An 18269-nucleotide genomic window follows, 5' to 3' on the forward strand; every position below is an offset into this window, starting at 1 on the left:
CCGGACCCCTACTGCAACCGCTGGTTGCGCATCCGACCAGCGATGGCCTCGGCGGCGCGTCGGGTCTCGGCTTGGCGCGCCTTGGCGGCGATGAACTGGGCCATGTCGATCAGCTTGGGGCGCAGGCCGAGGTAGTCCGTGACCGCGTCGCGCAGGTTGGCCATCACCACTTCGGGTTCCTTGTCGGCGAGGAACTCCTGGAGGGCGATGATCAGGGCGCCGAGCGGGGTTGGACCGATCTCGGTGCGCTCGGTCAGGTCGCGCGGCTTGAACTCGGTGACCGTCTTCAGGCGGGCGGCGTTGGGCTTGATGCTCGCCATGATCGCGGCATAGTCGGCAACGCGAAACGCCTTGGCGAAGTTCTGATAGTTGTCGAGCTTGGAGGCGCCGGTGGTCTCCATGTCCAGCATGCGCAGATAGAAGCGTTGGATGCCATTGATCGCGCCCCAGGTCTCGGCGTCGAGGCCGTCTGGAACCAGGAGACTATTGGCGGTCTCGGCGGCCTGTCCGACGATCTCATCGACGACCGTGGTCTCGCCTTTGCGGCGCGGGCGCAGTGCGAAGCTGGTGACATCCTCGCCGCCGATGCTGGTGAAGCCGGTCAGCACCTTGAGTGCCGCGGCGTAGCCGGCCATCTGCAGGTCGGAGTCGTTGAACACCGGTGCGCCCATCTTGGCCTCGGTCTCGGTGTTCAGATGCAGCATCTGCTTGATCTGCTCGTCGACCTCGCGTTTCACCGCCGGCAGGATGCGCTGCTTGAAGCCGGGGCGATCACCGGCCGGGCGCTTGCGCAGCATCAGGATCACGGTGCCCTGCACATAGCCGCCCTTCTTCAGCTCGGAGGTCGTCTCGGTGGCGATGTACCAGGCGCCGACCACTTGCAGGCCGGCGGCCCAGAAGATGCTGACCATGTCGGACCAGACGCCGGTGTCCTGATGGGTGAACATCACGCACTGCATGCCGTTGTCCGGCATCTGCTCGGTCATCGACTTGTAGGCATCCACCATGCCGCGGCGGAAGTCGTCGCCGGAGCCTTTGATGGCCAGCTCGCGGCGGGAGTCCCAGGTCCATTGATCGAAGGGAGGTGGTGGGTTCTTGCGTAGCCAGGCGATGAAGAATTCGGTGATTTCGTGGTAGTGGACGGCGTCGGCGTAGGGGGGGTCAGTAACCCACAAATCAGAGAGCTCTTTTGTGTCACAAGCGCTTATGCATTCGACGGTACTACTCATAGTCCCAATGTATTGTTCGCATCCTGAATATTCAGCAATGTCCCGTAAAAAATACCAACCGCGCTCGCCCCTATTAAATAATGTGCTGAGTTTTTGCTGGGAGAAAGTATTATTGTTTTTGTCCCTGTCTGAAGGACCAACCCACGGTGTGAGTTTAGAATTAAAATCGAGAACCCTTGGAAATAATAAACGGCCTTCTTCTAAGTTGCTATACTTCAGAACTAGAGAGTTAACTAATAGCTGACGATGGCTAAACAATTGATGCCAATACATCCAGCCGCGCTCGCGAATCGGCTGATCCGTGTTGTAGCCCGGCTCAATTGCCATATCCGGTACCAGCCCTTGTTCCTGCCAGTCGGCCAGGTGCTTGGCAACCATCGCCTCAACCCGGCGCTCACGTTGCAGATCCTCATCGGTCACCGCCGCAAAAAAGGTCTCTGGTCGATGTGATCCCAACGTGTCGCGCGTCATCCACTGAATGCAATACAACCGCTCCTGAAAGACATCCTCCGGGCGCGGCTTGAAGTCGTGCTTCTCCCAGCGTCGCAGTCGATTCGCGGTATTACCCTCGGCATCGCGATAATCGCCGCGCAGCGTCTTGATTGAGGTGCGATACGTCTTGCTGTCCAGCTCGTAGACCAGATAACCGCCTTGGACTGTACCAAGTTCTGCTCGTTTCATATCAGCTGAGGAAGCATTATTAATTATTTCAATATCGAAACATTTTTTTTCATAGTTGTAATTTAAGGTTGCGCAACATTTTGATCGCGTCGAAATTATTAATGTCGGAAGCAAAGGAACCTTCCAGCCTGTTTCTGGACATTGAACCTCACTGCAGTATATAAAAATGCGAGCTTGATCTCCGCTTTCGTTATGCTCAACCCCTAGTTTTTCTATTATTTTTTCTACTCTATCTGATAGCTTTTTTTGTGTTTTTTTGATCTCAACGTGCTTCTCTGAAGCTGCACCGATAATGTTCAGCCCCCCCCAGGTCAACATGCAGGCGATGGGGTTCAGATCCGAGGCATAGACATCGCAACCGAGGCGCGCCGCCTCGTACGGAATGGAGCCGCCGCCACAGAAGGTGTCGCCCACCTTGGGTCGATGGCCAAAGCGCAGAATACCGAGCTGTTCGACCAGTTCCTGATGGGATTGGGCCTGAATGCCGAAGCGCCCCAGATGGGCGTTCACCGCCGGCCAGATCGGCGCATAGAGCGCGGCCTGATCCAGCTCCTCTGGACGTTTGCACAGGGCAGCGCGTTCCTCGTAGGTTGAGAAGGTCGCGAGTGCTTGAGCCAGCAACTCCAGCTTGGCGTCCGGTTGGAGATCGCGCTGCCAGCGCAGGGTCAACCCTGGGTAGTCCGCAAGTTGAATGGGGAGCTGCAGCCGGTCGATCTCCTCAACGCTGTGGGAGGTGCCCTTGAGGGTGTAGCTGAAAACGTGCCAGGGATGGACCAAGGCGACCCGCTCGGCGATGTCGGCAGGTTTGAGTTTCGGCTCACGCCGTGCCAATCCGCCGTTATCGAACGCCATCAGTCGTTCAAAAATCTCTAGATCCTTCTCCGGATCATCGGTTTGAGGCAGCAGACTGCCGAGCAGGATCGCGCGCACCAAGATCAGCGGTTTACGGCCTTTCCAGTAGGAACCCAGGGCGGTCAGCGTCTGCCCGGCACCGGCCTTGCGCTCGCGTTGCGCCTCGAACGACACCTTCTGCGCCGGAAATACGGCTTCGATCAACGCCGGGGCGTCCTTGAGGGCAAACGGTTCGAGCTGAGGTTGATCATGTCTGGGATACATCGGTATTGTTCCTTCTCCGCTTCGCGATTCTGCTGAGCATCCGCTCAGTGAGGCAGCGCTTCGCCGATCTCCGCTAAAGCCTCAGCCACCAGCGAAGGGCTGAGGTACAGGCCTTCGCTGATCAACTGCTCAATGACCGGTTGAGCGGCTGGTATCCACCCCTTGCGTCGGGCAGCAAGCAGAATGCCTAGGGTGCCAACAACAGGAATATCCAAACTCTGCGCACAGCGACGCGCAGCGGCATCATCCAGAACGGCAACCGCAGTAGAACAGCGGAGACAATGACTCAGAACCTGCGTTTCGCCGGCGCCAAGATCCCAGGCCGCCACGAGCGGCGGAATCGCAACGTCGTCGGCAGACACCAGTCGAGACTCGCGTGCAACGGCATCGGCGATCTCGGGTCCATCCCAACCGGCGCGAATCTCTCGCATCACTGCATCAGACACCAAAACCGCTGAGGCACTGAACTCACATAGCCATGACCATCCATTGACACGATGCAAAAAGATCAACGGTGATGCATTGACGATCAGCTTGTCAGGCATGTGATTTCTTTGCGCAACGCAGCCATGTCTGTTTGCACGGCAGGCACGCGGCGCCGATAAAGTTCATTGAGAAAAGCGGATCGGCTGAGCCCGAGAATCTCGGACGCCTTGCTTTGGGAAATTCGTCCCTCTGCATACCACTGAACAACTGCTGCGCTCTTGACCTCGCGAGCAAATTCGTCTGGTCCCTGTCGCAGCGCGGAGAGCGCGCCAGGATCAAAATCGAGCATGACCTGTGGCATTTGGTCTCGAACCTCTTGAAACGTAGTTAATCGAATAATCCCAACGTCTGATTTGGACCTTTGGAATCGGGCTTGCGGGTCTCGAGCCGTGAGTGAAGTTGAGCATTCTGCGCCACATCGCCCAGCGCATAACGCAAGGCAACCCGCCAGCCGTGCTCGCCATCTTGCAGGCCACCACTGGCAACGGCGGTCATGCCAAACAGCCACCAGCGTTCTTCCGGGCGCAGGGCGAGCCAGTTGCGCACGGCGAGCGGGATCTTCTGTGGATCGAGCTGCTCAATCGCCCAAGCGAGGACGCAAAGCTCCTTGCCGAGCAGGCGGTCGACCGGATTGTCGCCCACCTTCCAGGTGCTGGACGCTAGGTTGTGCGCCTTGAGCCGGGCGTTGAAGGCACGCTGCACTTCCGCGCGAATGGCGGTCCAACGCAGGCGCTGCAGCATCACGCGATCCAACACCTGCTCTGGGGCCGTGCCGGCACCCATGCCCAAGTGCTCGCTGATCAGCACGGCGGTGGTATTCCCGCGTGGGATGCTGACGACGAAGTGGTGCGGGTCGGAGGTGGCCGGTACCCCGAAGCCCAGCGTCTGGTGGGCGTGGGCGACGCGCTGGGCTGGCCGACCTGTTTCGGCCTCATGGCGCGAGGTCACGGGTTGTCGAGCTGCTGGGTTGGCACCACGACCGCGGTGGCGTCGGTCAACCGCCGAGCCCGGCGCGCAAAACCTCGGTCGTCGAAGGTGTAGAGCGCCTGGCAGTGGCCACTGCCCGCCAAGTGCAACGCATCCGCGAAGTCCATGCCGTTTTCGGTCAGCGGTAGGGCGATGGCGATGCGCTCCGCTTCTTCCGTATTCACCTGATCGAGTCCGAGCAGATGCTCAAAGACAGCGACGATTTGACCGGGGGCGAAACGGTAGAAGGCCCGCAAGACCCATTCGAGCTCGAGCGTCACCGTGAGCGGGACGAACAGACTCGGACTGTCCATCAGGATGCGCCGGGCGATGGGACGCTGTTTGACCGCTTCAGGATCGCCAGGATCATCCACGTAAAAGCGCGCCAGGATGTTGGTATCAAGGGCAATCATTCTGCAGCGTTTTGCGCTTGTTCGCGCATCGCGTTGGCGACATCGAAATCCGCCAACCGCCGCTCGCCGGGCCGTTCGCACCGCAGGAGTCCGTAGCCATCCTCGGTCCGCGATCGGGGTATCGATCTCAGTGGCCGAACCCGAATGCTATCGCCTTCCAACTCGAAATCGAGCTTGCTGCCTGGCTCGAGACCAAGCCGCCGGCGAATGGCAGCGGGTATGACGACTTGGCCCTTTTCGGATATGGTCACGGTTGACATCGACCCCTCCCGCTTCTTACTCAGTAAGACAAAGACTGGATTCTAGCAAGCGCTTGCATGGTCCGCTACAGGCGATCCCTATTCCTGATCCACATCGCCAGCCGCCAACCCAATCCCCACCAGCTCCGCGAATCGCTTCAGGGCATAGCCGTCACCGAAGTCGATACCACCGCGGATGGTGATCTGCACGCTCGCCTGTTCGTCGCCGATCGCCTCGCGCACGCCGCGAATGGCGGTCTCGATGGCGGTGGGCGTCAGTTCCCGTTCATTGAAGCGGATCTGCACGCCATGCTCGCCTTCGCCGATGACGATGATCACGCCGCGTAGGCGAATGTCGGCGCGATCCTGAAAGGTATTGATGAGCTCGAAGACCTTGTCGGTGTTGTCGATGGCGATGCGTTTACTGTCGCTGATCCGGGCCGGCTTGGCGTCGTCGATGATCAGCCGGTCGTCGCCATCGGCTGGGATGCTGATGCGGGTGGTCTTCTCGACCTCACCCGCCTTGGCGGCGACCAAGAGGGTCGTGGCCGCGGCTGGAACCGCAAAGGGCTCGCGGTAGAGGCTGCCTTCCTTGGGGTTGGTGCCGTCGAGGCTGTAGTGCATCTCCGCAGCCGGCGTACAGCGCAGCTCGAGCTTGCGCCCGTCCGCGACCTGGTGCAGCTCATGGCGGATGGTCAGCTCGGCGGTCCAGCGCGTTGGCTCGCCGGTCTGGTACTTGCCGCTGCTGTCGACAGCGATGAAATACAGCGCCGCCTCGGTGGTGCGGTACTCCTCCAGATCCTCGACCTGTTCGTCCTGTTCAGAAACGGATGCGGTCTTGAGGACATAGACGCGTGGACTCTCCCCGGCATTACGCGGGGTGAGTGAGAGGCTGGTTTCTCCAGTCTCGCGGTTGGTGCTGAGCGTGATCACGTTGACCGAGGTCTTCTCGGCTGGAAAGGGTCCCTTCTCGAGTTGGCCGTCCGGGTGTTGCCGCCAGCGGCCTTGCTTGAGTGCCTCATCACGCAATAGCTCCAGCCCACGCGCGCCGGGCAGCCAGGGCCAGGTGGGATCGGTCTTGGCACGCATCACCAGATCACGCCAGGGCACGCGCCGATCCGAGGCAGGCCAGAGGAAGGTCTCGGCCATGGACCAGTAGTTCGGCAGCTCGTCCTGCATATCGAGCGCAAGCTTGTTGTCGCAGCGGGCGCTGGCGAGCAGTTTCTCGATCTGCGCCTCAGCGGCGTAGTCGCCTTCGCCGAAACTCAGACCATTGTCGATGGTCGCCATGACCAGCTCGCCCTCGCCGCCCCCGCTGGGACCAGGATAGAACAGCCGGTTGTAGGCGCCGGAGACGGCCTTGGTGAAGCGTTCTTCGAGTTCCTCGAGCTTGTCGCGGGCCTCGTCATAGAGGCTGTCGCCGGGCTTGAGGTTGGCGTGGATCTTCTCGATGGCGTACAGCTCGCGCAGCCGGGCCTCGACCTCGTTGGCCAGATGGCTGTCGTTGCCGGACAGGATGAGGACGTTGTTCTTTTCCTGTTGGAACTCATAGAAGCCCCGAATCGCCTCGGGTGGCGTGCGGCCATCGGGCTGCACCACCAGCAGGATGCGGCTGCCGGATAGCTTCACGTCGTCGAGCCGCGGCATGATCTGCACCTCCTGGTAGGCGGCGCGCGACTTGCTCTGCGCCTGGAACAGGCCGGTCAGGCGATTGATCAGGGCCTGTTCGAGCTTGGGTGCCGGGACTTGGCGGGCATCACGCTCGATGCGCCGACCGAGATTCTCGGTCTCCTTGAAATAGAACTGTTCGTTCTCGCGGTGCAGATACCAGGCACGATCACGTAGGCGTTCGAGTCCGGTGAGGAACTCGTCGGGTTTGTGGTGGGGGGCGACCAGGTATTCGAGGATCTCGGCCTGGGTGAGACCGAAACGGCCTTCCGCCGCGCGTGACAGCGAGGCCGACAGCACCAGCCTGGCGACCTGAGCCGTGGCATCGCCGCCGAGATCGGCATCGATCTCTTCGGCGCGCGCGTTGCCTTGGTCGGCGATGTCGTTGACCACCGCCGGCAGCAGCGCGGGGTTGATGCGCTGGATCTCATCGCGCACCTCGACGCTGTTGAGATCGAGATGCTGGGTGCCGATCAGGAAGACATCATTGGCCTCTCGGGTCCAGACACTGCGCAGCAGGCGGGCGGTGAACTGCATCAGTCCGCGGGTCTGGCGAAAGCCTTCGTTCTCCTTGAACAAGGCCACCAGGTTCTTGAATGAGGGATGGAAGGGATAGGTCTTGCGGACTTCTCCCGCCACCTCCTCCATGGAGCGGGCGGTGATGTAGCCGCCGTCCTCAGCCGCTTTGACCTGCTCGGCGAAGGCCTCGGCCACGGCCTCGATAGTCCGGTCATCGGGCAAGTCGGTGAACAGGCGTTTCTTGAGGATCTCGTAGATCTCGTTGCCGGCGAGCTGTACCGGCGTGATGGACTGGGCTTGGCGGTTGGATTCCTGCTTCAGATTGGACATGACCCGCGCCAGGTCCTTGGTCTGCGCCTCATAGCTGCCGGCGAGGTTGGCGATCACCACACAGCAGCGCGGGAGTTTGATCGCGGCAGTGAGCAGGTTGCTCAGGCTGTAGGTGACCACATCAGCGAGCGAGCCCTTGCCGACGGCGCGGGTACTGGCGTTGAGCAGGTAGGGCGGCAGTTCGTCGAGCAGGATCAGGGTCGGTGTCTCGCCGATGATCGCCATCCATTTGGCCTCATCGACGCCGCGTGGACCATCAACCCAGTGAGGGCGAATCTGCTCCGCCTGCCCTAACTGCTCAGCCAGCTCGCCCCACACGTAATGATCCGGGTCGTTGCGACCATTGAACGCCGCGATGCGCGCTGGACTGATATCGAGGCGCTCTGCCAGTTCGGCGGAAAGCACTTCGGCGCGCAGGTGAGGGTGCTTCGCCAGCAGTCCCAAGGCGGTCATCATGTGCGTCTTACCGCCGCCCATCGCCTGAGCCAGCTCGAAGGTGGCTTGATCCGACTTTCCGCTCAGGCGCAACAGGCCCTCGCGGAACAGGTCCGCCATGCCTTGGGTGATGTAGTTACGGTCGAAGAAGGCGCGTCCGTCGCCCTGGTCGGTGATGAGGTCGGAGAGGTTCTCGATGGCCTCGGTCATCCGGTAGTCGTGGACTATCGGATGGATTTGGCAGGCGTCACGAACGGTCGCAAGCACAGTGTTCCCCGGTGTCGATCAGAGTGTCCATCAGGCGCATTCTATCAACCTGTGAATCGCTTTATGTTCAGGGAGGCCCGACGACTCGCCAAAGGGTCAGGGAAAAGGGCCCATAGGGCTCGGCAGCAGCACCGCAAACCGCTATCCTTAACAGGTGCGCTCTGTCCGCCTATCAGCGTCGCATGGCTTCCCGCTAACGCAAGGGCTGAGAAGCCCCGCTGCGGTTGAGGGATAATCCGTCTGAAGCCGGCGAAGCCCCCGACGACCCACAACCTGGAGACGCCCTTGCTCCCGATCATTCGCACCCTGAACCTAATCCTGTTCGTTGTCCTGGTCCTGCCCTTTGCCGCCCATGCCGAACTGGTCGGCGAGGTCGGCACCAAGTTCAAGCTGGTCGGCCCCAACGACAAGATCGTCGTCGAGGTCTTCGAAGACCCGGATATCCCCGGCGTCGCCTGCTACCTGAGCCGGGCCAAGACCGGCGGCGTCAGTGGCGCCGTCGGCGTCGCTGAGGACACCTCGGACGCCTCGCTGGCCTGCCGCCAAGTCGGCCCGATCAGTCTCCCCGACGAGATCGCCAGTGGCAAGCGTGACGGTGACGAGGTGTTCAAGAAGCGCACCTCGTTGTTCACGAAGAGCATGCAGGTGGTCCGCTTCTATGATGCCCCGCGCAATACCCTCGTCTACTTGAACTTTAGCGACCGCATCATCGAAGGCTCGCCGAAGAACAGCCTCTCGGTGGTCGTCATCCGCCCCTGGGCAGCGCCTGTGAAGCCCTCACCTTGAGCCGGGCAGACCCCGTCAGTTGGGGGTACGGCCACTCAAGCTGCCGCAACCCGATCAGCGAGTGCTGTGGCTCCACGGCGAGGTCGTTGGCGATGGTGCTCGATCGGCCGGTCGTGTCTGACCGGCATTTGGGGCGAATTCGACACCAACGACCTCTCTGACGTTGGAAAACCATCCACAAAGCGTTCAGGCCCCAGCGAGCCCAGCGGCCTTGCGCTCGGCATAGCGCTCGACCAACCCTTGCAACACGGCGGGCTCATGGGCCCGCAGCCCGCTCAGGATGAGGGTCTTGGCGCCCTGTCCGACCGGCTCTCCGGCCGTCGTGAGGCGGAATCCGAGTCGGGCCTCGCCGCGCTTGCCTTTCACCTCCAGCTCGGTCGATTCCAGCGCAATGTCCACGTCCGGGTCGTCCACTCGGTCCAGCTCGAACGCCATCCGGTCATAGATCACCAGCGGCCGATCCGGATTGATCATCACCCCCTGCTGCTCCATCAACGGCACCAGGATGTGCGGAAAATTCTGCCCCGAAAAGGCGACGTAGCGGCGCACCAGCGATTCGATCAAGGCCAAATCCTTGGTTACCGGCCCTGAGCGCTCGACCTCGAGACAGGGCTTGCCCTCGGCCGTCTCGACCAGGATACCGTCGTCTTGCTCAATGACTGTCAACGCGGCATCTGCTGCGACCATTCCGGTGAAGCGAAAGGTCATCCGACGCGCCAGACCACAGCGGGCGAGGACCAGCGCAAAGAGCAGATCGCCCGGGACACAGAAGCGCGGATGCGTGGCATCGTGGATCGGATTGAAATCACCCGCGATCTGCTTCGCGAAGGCGCTGCCTTGCGCTCCGGAGATACGCAGCCCGCCGTCTTCGACGGCGTGGAAAGGATCGAGAAACATGGCTCAAAGCTCCAAGAGAGAGGGGGCCGACGAGCTGCCGCTAGGACTACTAATGGTGGGGCTACTACTGGGCTACTACTGGGCTACTACTGGGCTGCTACTGGGCTGCTACTGGGGCTGCCACTGGGGCAGGGACAGGTCGCTAGCCGCTGAAGTCCAGGGCCCAGACGGGATTTGCGACCCGGCCATGGTCGCCTTTCAGTTTGGTTTCAGCTTCAACCATTAGGCTCTCGCGATCAAGTTCCATCTCGAGTCCCCGCGAGCGGCCGTTCACCGGTTGACCGCAGGCGGGTGACGCTCTGTGACCAAGCGAGAAACGCCATGGCCGATCCAAGCGGTACAACCCCTCAGCCGGACTCGATTCAGGTCTGGGACATCTTCGTCCGCGTCTTCCATTGGACCCTCGCGGTCGGGTTCTTCGTCGCCTATTTCAGCGAGGACGTGCAGCTGCTGCATGTCTGGACCGGTTATCTGATCGGCGTTCTGGTCCTGGCACGGATCATCTGGGGCTTCGTTGGACCGCAGCACGCGCGGTTCTCCGATTTCGCTTTCCCGCTCAAGGCGGTGCTGGCGTATCTGATCGACCTGGTCCGCTTCAAGGCGATCCGACACATCGGGCATAGCCCGGCCGGTGCGGTGATGGTCTGGGCTTTGCTGGCTGGCCTGCTCGCCATCGTTGGCTCTGGGCTAGTGCTGTATGCACTGGAGGAGAACGCCGGGCCGCTCGCGGGTTTCGTGAGTACCGATGAGTTCAACCAGGGTGCTGCGCCTTTTGCACTGGTCTCGACGGCTCAGGCTGATGATGATGACGACGAAGAACATGCTGAGCGCGGTGAGCGGGGTAAAGCCGGTGAGCGCGCCGGTGAAGGCTATGCCGAGCGCGGGTCTGGGCAGCGCGAAGCGCACGAGGGCGCCGAGGAGCTCTGGGAGGAACTGCACGAAGTCTTCGCCAATCTGGTCCTGATACTGGTCTTGCTGCACATCGTAGGCGTCGTCTTCGCGAGCATCGTCACGCGCGAGAACCTGCCACGCAGCATGGTCACTGGTCGCAAACGACCGCTCGGCCAATGAATCTGCCGGCCGCTTTTGGGTGCCAACGCGTCCCCTGTGCTGGTTCTTGGCGCCAAGTCGCTCCCGGTGCTCGGCGCCTGACTGGGCGAGCGGGTGCGCACGTGCAGGTGCCAGCTGGATGGCGTTGCAAGAGCTTGAGTGCGCGCTTTAGTGCAGCCTGGTTTCTGCTGTCGATGTTGGTTCTGACAGCACCCATGACGGTTGACGCTGCTTCGCCTGCCGGCGCTTTAGCGTCTACTGATATCGCTGGTTCTGTTGGTATTGCTAGTGCTGCTAGTGCTGCTAACGCTGCTGGTGCTGCTGCTATTGCTGGTACGGCTGATAAGACTCGTGCCGTTGGAGCCAATGCGGCATCACCTATGACGCTCGCTGAGGCCGTCGCTGCCGCATTGGAGCAAGCCGGGCAGCTGATCCGCACGGATGCGCTGCGCGGCGAGGCTGACGCGGTACGTCGCCAGGCCGGTGCCTGGACCGCTGCTGATCCGGCGCTGCGCCTTAAAGGGGTGTCCGATCGCTTCACCGGCGATGACGGTGCCTACGAGGTCGAGGCCTTGCTCGAGCTACCGCTCTGGCTGCCCGGCCAGCGCCGCGCGCGTCTGGAGCTGGCGAGTTCGCTCGGCCTGCGGGCCGAGGCCCTAGCGAGGCTATTGCGCTGGGAGGTTACCGGTACGGTACGTGGTGCGGTCTGGGCAGCCAAGCTCGCTGAGGTCCAGCTGCAGCAGGCGAACGCCGCCTATGAGGCCGCACGAGGGCTCGAGTCAGTGGTGGCCAAGCGCTACGACGCCGGCGAGCTGGCGCGGCTTGACCTGCTGACGGCGCAGCAGGAGACACTCGCTCGCCAGGCCGAACTGACTGCGGCGCGTGCGGACTGGGAGCAGGCGAGAGCGGCCTATGTGCAGATCACTGGTCGGCTGCAGTTGCCGGAGCCACCGAACTGGCCCAGCGTGCCACCGATCACTGCTGGCCAGGGGGCTGGGGCTTTTTCCGATGACGGCCAGGGCGCTGGGGCTTTTTCCGATGACGGCCAGGGCGCTGGCGGCCTACCCAACGATCATCCGCTCCTCGCCGAGGCCGATGCCGCATTGGCGCGCGCACGCGCCGAGCGTGAGCAGGTCGTCAGCGATCGCCGTGGCAATCCCATTCTGAGTCTCGGTGGCAGGCGGACGCGCGACGCGCGTGCCTTTCCTGACGACGATGCCCTGCAGCTGGAGCTGTCGATCCCGTTCGGCCTCGCCAGCCAATCGGCACCGGAGATCGCCGCCAGTGAGCGGCAGGTGACCGAGCGTCTCGCTGAGCTGCACCGGATGCGCCGCGAGGCCGAGCGGGAGCTGGTGGCGGCGGTACTCGGTCGGCGCGGCGCCGCGGATGCCTTGCAGGTCGCCGAACGGCGCGCAAGCTTGGCCGCCGATACGCTGTCGGTCGCCCAGCGTGCCTTCGATCTCGGAGAAACCGATCTCGCCGAGCGGCTGCTTGCCGAGCGACGCGCCCGCGAAGCCCATCTCGACCTCGCCCTGCGCCGCGCCGAACAAGGCCAGGCGCTGGCGCGAGTCAATCAAGCCTTAGGGATGATCCCGCAATGATGTGCTCCAATCGCAACGGTCGCCTGCGCCGGCTGAATGCCGCTAGGGAAACGCTTACCAAATCAGTGTCATCTGTGCAGGCGGGGACGCCTCGTTTGATTGGGAGGCATCAGCAGTGCCGGACGCTGACGGCAGCCCCGCGTCCCGGACCGGCTCGCTGTTGGTCAGGATCGCCTATCAATCAGCGCATCGCTCGTTGGTCGAGTCAGATTCAGTGCATGGTGAGCGCGCTCGGCTCACGGCTCGACTCGGGGCTTGGCCTCGCACTAGGAGCGACCCTGCTTATCTTGAGTGCCACGAGCGCCACGAGTGCAGCCGCGGCTGATCTGATCCCACTGACACCAGCCGAGCAGGACCGCTTCGGCATCCAGCTCGCCTCGCCGCAACCCGCTGAAACCACCTTGACCCGCCGCTATCCGGCACGCGTCGCGGTGCCTAATCCGCAACTGCGGGTGGTGGCCGCGCGCAAGGCCGGGGTGGTCGAGACGCTGCTGGTCGCCGAAGGCGAACGCGTAACCGCAGGGCAGATCATGGCGCGTCTGCAGAGTCCGGATCTAGTCTCGGCGCAGAGCGACTATCTCGAATCCTTGACCCGCCTGGCGCTGGCCGAGAGCCAAGTGGCGCGCGATCGCATGCTGCAGCGCGAAGGGGTGATCGCCGAGCGGCGGCTGATTGAGAGCCAGGCGGGTCGCGACGAGCTCGCGACCATGGTCCAGCAGCGCCGTCAGGTGCTGGCGCTGGCCGGGATGTCCGAGGCCGATATCGATACCCTCGCTCGCAGTCGAGCCCTGACCACCAGTCTGCCCGTGCGTGCGCCGATCGCTGGCGTGGTGCTGGAGCAGATGGTCAGCACCGGTGAATCATTGACCGCGGCCACGCCGCTGTATCGCATCGCCGACCTCAAGCCCCTGTGGATCGAGGTGCATGTGCCGGTCGACCGGGTTGCGGGCCTCGCGCCGGGCGACCGGGCGTTGCTGCCGACGCTTGGCATCGAGGGTCGCATCATCACCGTCGGTCGTCTGGTCCATAGCCAGGACCAGGGCGTGCTGGTGCGCGCCGAGGTGGCCGATGGTGCCGAGCAGCTGCGTCCGGGCCAGTTCATCGAGGTGCAGCTCGCCGCGACCACCGAGGCGGGCGGCCGCTGGCGGGTGCCGGCTGCGACGGTCGTGCGCCATGCCGGTGAGGCTATTTTGTTCGTCGCGCGCGAGGGTGGGTTCGAGCCGCTCTCGGTGCGGCTGATCGCCGAGGAAGAGGGAGAGACCGTGGTCACGGGCTCGCTCGTGGCATCAGATCGGGTCGTGGTCAAGGGCGTGGTCGAGCTCAAGGCGGCCTGGCTCGGCGCCGGGGCCGATGCTGGTGCCGCGCCTGAACCTGTTGATGTTGCTCCTGAACCTGATGCCGAGCCTACTCCGGGAGCCGGTACCAAGTCCGAGTCCGAGCAAGGAGCCGCCGGCTGATGTTTGCTCGCCTGATCGGTTTCGCACTCACCCAGCGGCTGCTGATGCTGCTGGTGGCCCTGGCCCTGGTCGGGGCCGGCTGGCGCGCCTTCCAACAGACCCCGATCGATGCCTTTCCGGACGTCTCGGTGCCGCAGGTCAAGGTGGTGATGAAGGCACCCGGCATGACGCCAGAGGAGATCGAGACCCGGATCACCAGCCTGATCGAGATCGAGATGCTTGGTATCCCGAATCAGGTCATGCTGCGCTCGATCGCCAAGTACGGCCTCACCGACATCACCGTCGACTTCGAGGAAGGCACCGATATCTATTGGGCGCGCCAACAGGTCGCCGAGCGGCTGGCGGCGATCCGTGGCGACTTGCCGGTTGGTATCGAGGGCGGCCTCGCGCCGCTGACCACGCCGCTCGGCGAGATGTTCATGTTCAGCATCGAGGGCGATGCGCTGACGCTGGCGGAGAAGCGCGACCTGCTCGACTGGACCATCCGCCCGGCGCTGCGCTCGGTGACCGGTGTGGCCGACGTCAACTCCCTGGGCGGCTTCGTGACCACCTTCGAGGTCGAGCCCGACAACGCCCGGATGAGCGCCTACGGCATCAGTCTCGGGCAGCTGCGTGCGGCGATCGAGGCCAACAACCGCAACGACGGTGCTGGACGGCTCGATGACGGCGAGGAGGTCCTGCTGGTGCGCAGCGAGGGCGCGATCCAGACCTTGGACGATCTGGCCGCGATCGTCGTTGGCGGCGATGCCGGCCAGCCGGTGCGCGTCGCCGATGTCGCCGAGGTGCGGCGTGCGGCGCTGACCCGCTATGGGGCGGTGACGCGCAACGGCGAAGGCGAGACCGTCGAGGGGCTGGTGCTTGGACTGCGCGGCGCCAACGCGCGCAAGCTGGTCGCGGGCGTCCAGGCTAAGCTCGACGAGCTCGCGGCCGGCCTGCCTGAGGGCATTGAGATCGATGTCTTCTACGATCGGGGCGTGCTGGTGGACCGGGCAGTGTCGACGGTGAGCATGGCCTTGGTCGAGGCGGTGGTCCTGGTCGTGATCCTGTTGGTGGTGTTCCTCGGCGACTTGCGTGCCGCGCTGACGGTGGCCCTGATCCTGCCGTTGGCGGCGCTGGCCACCTTCGTGCTGATGCGTGTGTTCGGGCTCTCGGCCAACCTGATGTCGCTCGGCGGCTTGGCGATCGCGATCGGCATGCTGGTCGATTCGGCTGTGGTGGTGGTCGAGAACGTGGTCACTCAGCTTGCTCGTCACGGCACGAATGGGAGCGGAGGTGACACCGGCGCACGCCGGCTGCCGCGGCTGCATCTGATCTATCGGGCGACGCGCGAGGTCGCCCTCCCAGTCGCGTCTGGCACCCTGATCATCGTCATCGTGTTCCTGCCGCTGCTGACGTTGCAGGGGCTCGAGGGCAAGCTGTTCGTGCCGGTGGCGCTGACCATCGTCTTTGCGCTGGCGAGTGCGCTGCTGTTGTCGCTGACGGTGATCCCGGTGCTGGCCTCCTATCTGCTCGGCAAGGGCGGCGCCGAGGAGCCCTGGGTGGTGCGTCAACTGCTCAAGGTCTATGGCCCCTCGCTGACCTGGGCGCTGAAGCGCGAATGGCTGATCGTCGGGCTCGCGGTGGCGCTACTGGTCGGCGCTGGCGCGCTCTATCTGCGCGTCGGCAAGACCTTCATGCCGACCATGGACGAGGGCGATCTGATCGTGCAGTTGGAGAAGTTACCGTCGATCAACCTGGAGCAATCGCTCGACATCGACCTGCGCGTGCAGCAGGCGATCATGCAAGCGGTGCCTGAGGTCCGCGGGGTCGTGGCGCGCACCGGCTCCGATGAGCTGGGTCTGGATCCGATGGGGCTGAATCAGACCGATAGCTTCCTGATCCTGGCGCCGCGCGAAGACTGGCGCTTTGCGACCAAGGACGGGCTGGTCGATGCGATCCGCAGTGTCCTCGAGGGCTTCCCGGGGCTCGACTATGCGTTTACCCAGCCGATCGAGATGCGGGTCTCGGAGATGCTCACCGGCGTCCGTGGCGATCTGGCAGTCAAGGTCTTCGGCGGCAATCAGGATGAGCTGAATCGGATCACCGAGGAGATCGTCACGGTGCTCGAGCAGCTCGACGGCGCCGAGGATGTGTTCACGCCGAAGAATGAGGGTGCGCAGTACCTGAACCTGGTCGTCGATCGGCTCGAGGCCGGGCGCCTCGGTGTCGATGCCGACGCGCTGGCGGCGATGTTGCGCGCGCAGATCGAGGGGCTCGAGGTCGGCACTGTCTATCGCGAGGGCAAGCGCCGGCCGCTGGTGATCCGTGCCTCCGAGGCGCTGCGAGCCTCGCCGGCGCGCTTCCGTGGGCTGCAATTGGCGCTACCGGACGGGCGCTCGGTGCCGGTCGAGAACCTGGTTCGCATCGAGCGCGTCGAGGGGCCGGTGGTGCTCTCGCGCGAGCTCGGTAACCGCATGTCGGTCGCCATCGCCAATGTCGGCGGCGGGCGTGATCTGGTCGGCTTCGTCGAGGAGGCACGCGCGGCTGTGGCCGAGCAGGTACAGCTGCCGATCGGCTATTGGATCGAATGGGGCGGCGAGTTCGAGAACCAGCAGCGCGCCGCGGCGCGCCTGGCGCTAGTGGTGCCGGTGGCGCTGGTGCTGATCTTCCTGGTGCTGTTCTCGACCTTCGGCTCGCTGCGCCAGTCGTTGCTGGTGCTCTCGAATATCCCCTTTGCGCTGATCGGCGGCGTGGTGGCCTTGGCCGTCACCGGCGAGTACCTGTCGGTACCGGCCTCGGTCGGCTTCATTGCGCTGCTCGGTATCGCGGTGCTGAACGGGGTCATGCTGGTGACCTGGTTCAACCAGCTGCGTGCGCTTGGGCGGCCGATGCAGGAGGTGGTCGTCGAAGGCGCCAAGCGCCGCCTGCGACCGGTCCTGATGACGGCCACCACGGCCGCCTTTGGTTTGGCGCCGCTGCTGTTCGCGACCGGCCCCGGCTCGGAGATCCAGCGCCCGCTGGCGATCGTCGTCATCGGCGGGCTGGTCTCGTCGACGCTGCTGACGCTGGTGCTGCTGCCGATCCTGTATCGGCGCTTCGGCTAAGCGGGGCCAATGCTGATGGCCGCGACCACGGATGACCTCGATGCTGGAGTCGACCACCACTCACCCGATGACTGTTGACCTGAGCCTCGGCAGCCCGTCGGCCAACATGCTGACCGACGTGATTGCCCACTTGATCACAAGCCTGACTGGAGAGCGCGAATGGCTGATTGTCTGCTGCACCTGATCTGCTCACCAAAGCTTGAGGACAGCCTAGCCGAATGGTTGCTCGAGCGTGCCGAGGTGCCCGGTTTTACCAGCCTGCCGATCGCCGGTCATGGCTCTTCCGAGCATTCCATGAGTCTGGCCGAGCAGGTCGCCGGACGCAGCCGACGCGTGATGTTTCTGCTTGAGCTGCCGGAGCCGGCCGCGCGTGCGTTGCTCGAGGCCGTGCGCGCCGATTTCAGCGGCAGTGGGCTGCATTACTGGCTGCTGCCGATGCTCGCGGCTGGCCACATCGACTGATCACCCATCGGCGCGCTGTGGCGGGCCGTTTCGCTTCGTCCATCATTTCGCTTAACCATTGGAGATGACCTCATGATCAACAACCCAACGCGCATCGCTCGGATCTCGCTGCTCATCGCGCTCAGCGTCGTCGTAGGCTCAGCCTGTGCCAATCAGCCGCTTGGCGAGCGTACAGACGCATTGGTGGTTGAGCGCGCAACCTCGAGCCACTATCACTTCAGCCGCGTCAGGGTCGAGCCGGAGGCAGGGTCGATCAGCGTCAGCGGCGAGGTTGCCCGTGTGATCCCGCATCGAGGCATGATCCCGGGCAAGGTGCGCATCTCATTGCTTGGAGCGGATGGCCAGTTGCTCGAGCAGACTGAGGTCACGCCGATGCGTCGCAATCGGCAGGATCTCTCCGCGCATTTTTATGTGCGCCTAGGCGCAGCGTCTGGGGCCGGTCAGACAGTGCGCCTTGAGCATAGCGGTGGCTGAGTCATCGTTCAGCTACCGCTGTCGCCAGTGTGGATGGATCATCAGTGGCAGCTCCCCGGCGCTGCCGTTGGCGTTCTTTTTCGGCCGGCAAGTGACGGTGCCGGCTAGCG

At 63.5% G+C, this 18269-nt stretch carries 17 protein-coding genes; 9 read left to right on the top strand and 8 right to left on the bottom strand.

Annotated features, from left to right (window positions below; translation table 11 throughout):
• Positions 1–8: 8 nt before the first annotated feature.
• The 7 genes from CKO42_RS16500 to CKO42_RS16530 all read right to left on the bottom strand — a co-directional run bounded on the left by CKO42_RS16500 (position 9) and on the right by CKO42_RS16530 (position 8349).
• On the bottom strand, positions 9–3026 hold the full coding sequence (locus CKO42_RS16500) for an anti-phage-associated DUF1156 domain-containing protein (RefSeq protein WP_200246405.1): 3018 nt from the start codon (positions 3024–3026) through the stop codon (positions 9–11).
• Positions 3027–3070: 44 nt separating this feature from the next.
• Positions 3071–3538: a PIN domain-containing protein gene (locus tag CKO42_RS16505; protein ID WP_476737472.1), complete on the bottom strand. Its 468-nt coding sequence runs from the start codon at positions 3536–3538 to the stop codon at positions 3071–3073.
• Between the two features lie 17 nt (positions 3539–3555).
• The gene (locus CKO42_RS16510) at positions 3556–3813 is read right to left on the bottom strand and encodes a UPF0175 family protein (protein WP_200246409.1); all 258 of its coding nucleotides are present in this window, start codon (positions 3811–3813) and stop codon (positions 3556–3558) included.
• A 26-nt stretch (positions 3814–3839) separates the two neighbouring features.
• Positions 3840–4460, bottom strand: a complete 621-nt coding sequence (locus CKO42_RS16515; protein WP_200246411.1) for an anti-phage-associated DUF3780 domain-containing protein — start codon at positions 4458–4460, stop codon at positions 3840–3842.
• Positions 4457–4891: a type II toxin-antitoxin system VapC family toxin gene (locus tag CKO42_RS16520; protein ID WP_200246413.1), complete on the bottom strand. Its 435-nt coding sequence runs from the start codon at positions 4889–4891 to the stop codon at positions 4457–4459. Before CKO42_RS16520 ends, CKO42_RS16515 begins: the two co-directional genes overlap by 4 nt.
• Positions 4888–5151, bottom strand: a complete 264-nt coding sequence (locus CKO42_RS16525) for an AbrB/MazE/SpoVT family DNA-binding domain-containing protein (protein WP_200246415.1) — start codon at positions 5149–5151, stop codon at positions 4888–4890. The genes CKO42_RS16520 and CKO42_RS16525 overlap by 4 nt, the downstream gene beginning before the upstream one ends.
• 78 nt (positions 5152–5229) lie before the next feature.
• Positions 5230–8349 carry an anti-phage-associated DUF499 domain-containing protein gene (locus tag CKO42_RS16530; protein ID WP_200246417.1) on the bottom strand — a complete coding sequence of 1040 codons (3120 nt, stop codon included), beginning with the start codon at positions 8347–8349 and terminating at the stop codon, positions 5230–5232.
• Positions 8350–8643: 294 nt separating this feature from the next.
• Between CKO42_RS16530 and CKO42_RS16535 the strand changes: the two genes are divergently transcribed.
• A complete protein-coding gene (locus CKO42_RS16535; protein WP_476737473.1) occupies positions 8644–9135 on the top strand; it encodes a CreA family protein in 492 nt (163 codons plus the stop codon).
• A 186-nt stretch (positions 9136–9321) separates the two neighbouring features.
• Here the strand turns inward: CKO42_RS16535 and CKO42_RS16540 are convergent, their stop codons facing one another.
• A complete protein-coding gene (locus CKO42_RS16540; RefSeq protein ID WP_200246420.1) occupies positions 9322–10032 on the bottom strand; it encodes a DUF3581 family protein in 711 nt (236 codons plus the stop codon).
• On the opposite strand from CKO42_RS16540, the gene CKO42_RS26950 reads away from it, so the two are divergent.
• The 8 genes from CKO42_RS26950 (at position 10031) to CKO42_RS16575 (ending at position 18159) form a co-directional block, all read left to right on the top strand.
• A complete protein-coding gene (locus CKO42_RS26950; RefSeq protein WP_207148758.1) occupies positions 10031–10258 on the top strand; it encodes a hypothetical protein in 228 nt (75 codons plus the stop codon). The genes CKO42_RS16540 and CKO42_RS26950 overlap by 2 nt on opposite strands.
• 95 nt (positions 10259–10353) lie before the next feature.
• Positions 10354–11103 (top strand): cytochrome b/b6 domain-containing protein, encoded by a 750-nt coding sequence (locus tag CKO42_RS16545; protein ID WP_200246422.1) that lies wholly within the window; start codon positions 10354–10356, stop codon positions 11101–11103.
• Between the two features lie 359 nt (positions 11104–11462).
• Positions 11463–12683, top strand: a complete 1221-nt coding sequence (locus tag CKO42_RS16550; RefSeq protein WP_200246424.1) for a TolC family protein — start codon at positions 11463–11465, stop codon at positions 12681–12683.
• Between the two features lie 287 nt (positions 12684–12970).
• Entirely contained in the window at positions 12971–14140 is a 1170-nt protein-coding gene (locus tag CKO42_RS16555; RefSeq protein WP_242479451.1) for an efflux RND transporter periplasmic adaptor subunit, read from the top strand.
• Entirely contained in the window at positions 14140–17223 is a 3084-nt protein-coding gene (locus CKO42_RS16560) for an efflux RND transporter permease subunit (RefSeq protein ID WP_200246429.1), read from the top strand. Before CKO42_RS16555 ends, CKO42_RS16560 begins: the two co-directional genes overlap by 1 nt.
• 40 nt (positions 17224–17263) lie before the next feature.
• Entirely contained in the window at positions 17264–17407 is a 144-nt protein-coding gene (locus tag CKO42_RS16565) for a hypothetical protein (RefSeq protein WP_200246432.1), read from the top strand.
• Positions 17383–17685: a DUF3240 family protein gene (locus CKO42_RS16570; protein ID WP_200246434.1), complete on the top strand. Its 303-nt coding sequence runs from the start codon at positions 17383–17385 to the stop codon at positions 17683–17685. Before CKO42_RS16565 ends, CKO42_RS16570 begins: the two co-directional genes overlap by 25 nt.
• Before the next feature lie 72 nt (positions 17686–17757).
• Positions 17758–18159 (top strand): hypothetical protein, encoded by a 402-nt coding sequence (locus CKO42_RS16575; RefSeq protein WP_200246437.1) that lies wholly within the window; start codon positions 17758–17760, stop codon positions 18157–18159.
• Positions 18160–18269 lie beyond the last annotated feature (110 nt).

This window comes from Lamprobacter modestohalophilus, assembly GCF_016583905.1.
Taxonomy (GTDB): domain Bacteria; phylum Pseudomonadota; class Gammaproteobacteria; order Chromatiales; family Chromatiaceae; genus Lamprobacter; species Lamprobacter modestohalophilus.

What these genes read in the sequence shown, in the direction of transcription:
- CKO42_RS16500 (WP_200246405.1), bottom strand. Translation starts at nt 3,026, where the DNA reads ATGTATCCCAGACATGATCAACCTCAGCTCGAACCGTTTGCCCTCAAG.
- CKO42_RS16565 (WP_200246432.1), top strand. Translation starts at nt 17,264, where the DNA reads ATGCTGGAGTCGACCACCACTCACCCGATGACTGTTGACCTGAGCCTC.
- CKO42_RS16545 (WP_200246422.1), top strand. Translation starts at nt 10,354, where the DNA reads ATGGCCGATCCAAGCGGTACAACCCCTCAGCCGGACTCGATTCAGGTC.
- CKO42_RS16575 (WP_200246437.1), top strand. Translation starts at nt 17,758, where the DNA reads ATGATCAACAACCCAACGCGCATCGCTCGGATCTCGCTGCTCATCGCG.
- CKO42_RS16525 (WP_200246415.1), bottom strand. Translation starts at nt 5,151, where the DNA reads ATGTCAACCGTGACCATATCCGAAAAGGGCCAAGTCGTCATACCCGCT.
- CKO42_RS16510 (WP_200246409.1), bottom strand. Translation starts at nt 3,813, where the DNA reads ATGCCACAGGTCATGCTCGATTTTGATCCTGGCGCGCTCTCCGCGCTG.
- CKO42_RS16570 (WP_200246434.1), top strand. Translation starts at nt 17,383, where the DNA reads ATGGCTGATTGTCTGCTGCACCTGATCTGCTCACCAAAGCTTGAGGAC.
- CKO42_RS16520 (WP_200246413.1), bottom strand. Translation starts at nt 4,891, where the DNA reads ATGATTGCCCTTGATACCAACATCCTGGCGCGCTTTTACGTGGATGAT.
- CKO42_RS16550 (WP_200246424.1), top strand. Translation starts at nt 11,463, where the DNA reads ATGACGCTCGCTGAGGCCGTCGCTGCCGCATTGGAGCAAGCCGGGCAG.
- CKO42_RS16560 (WP_200246429.1), top strand. Translation starts at nt 14,140, where the DNA reads ATGTTTGCTCGCCTGATCGGTTTCGCACTCACCCAGCGGCTGCTGATG.
- CKO42_RS16540 (WP_200246420.1), bottom strand. Translation starts at nt 10,032, where the DNA reads ATGTTTCTCGATCCTTTCCACGCCGTCGAAGACGGCGGGCTGCGTATC.
- CKO42_RS26950 (WP_207148758.1), top strand. Translation starts at nt 10,031, where the DNA reads ATGGCTCAAAGCTCCAAGAGAGAGGGGGCCGACGAGCTGCCGCTAGGA.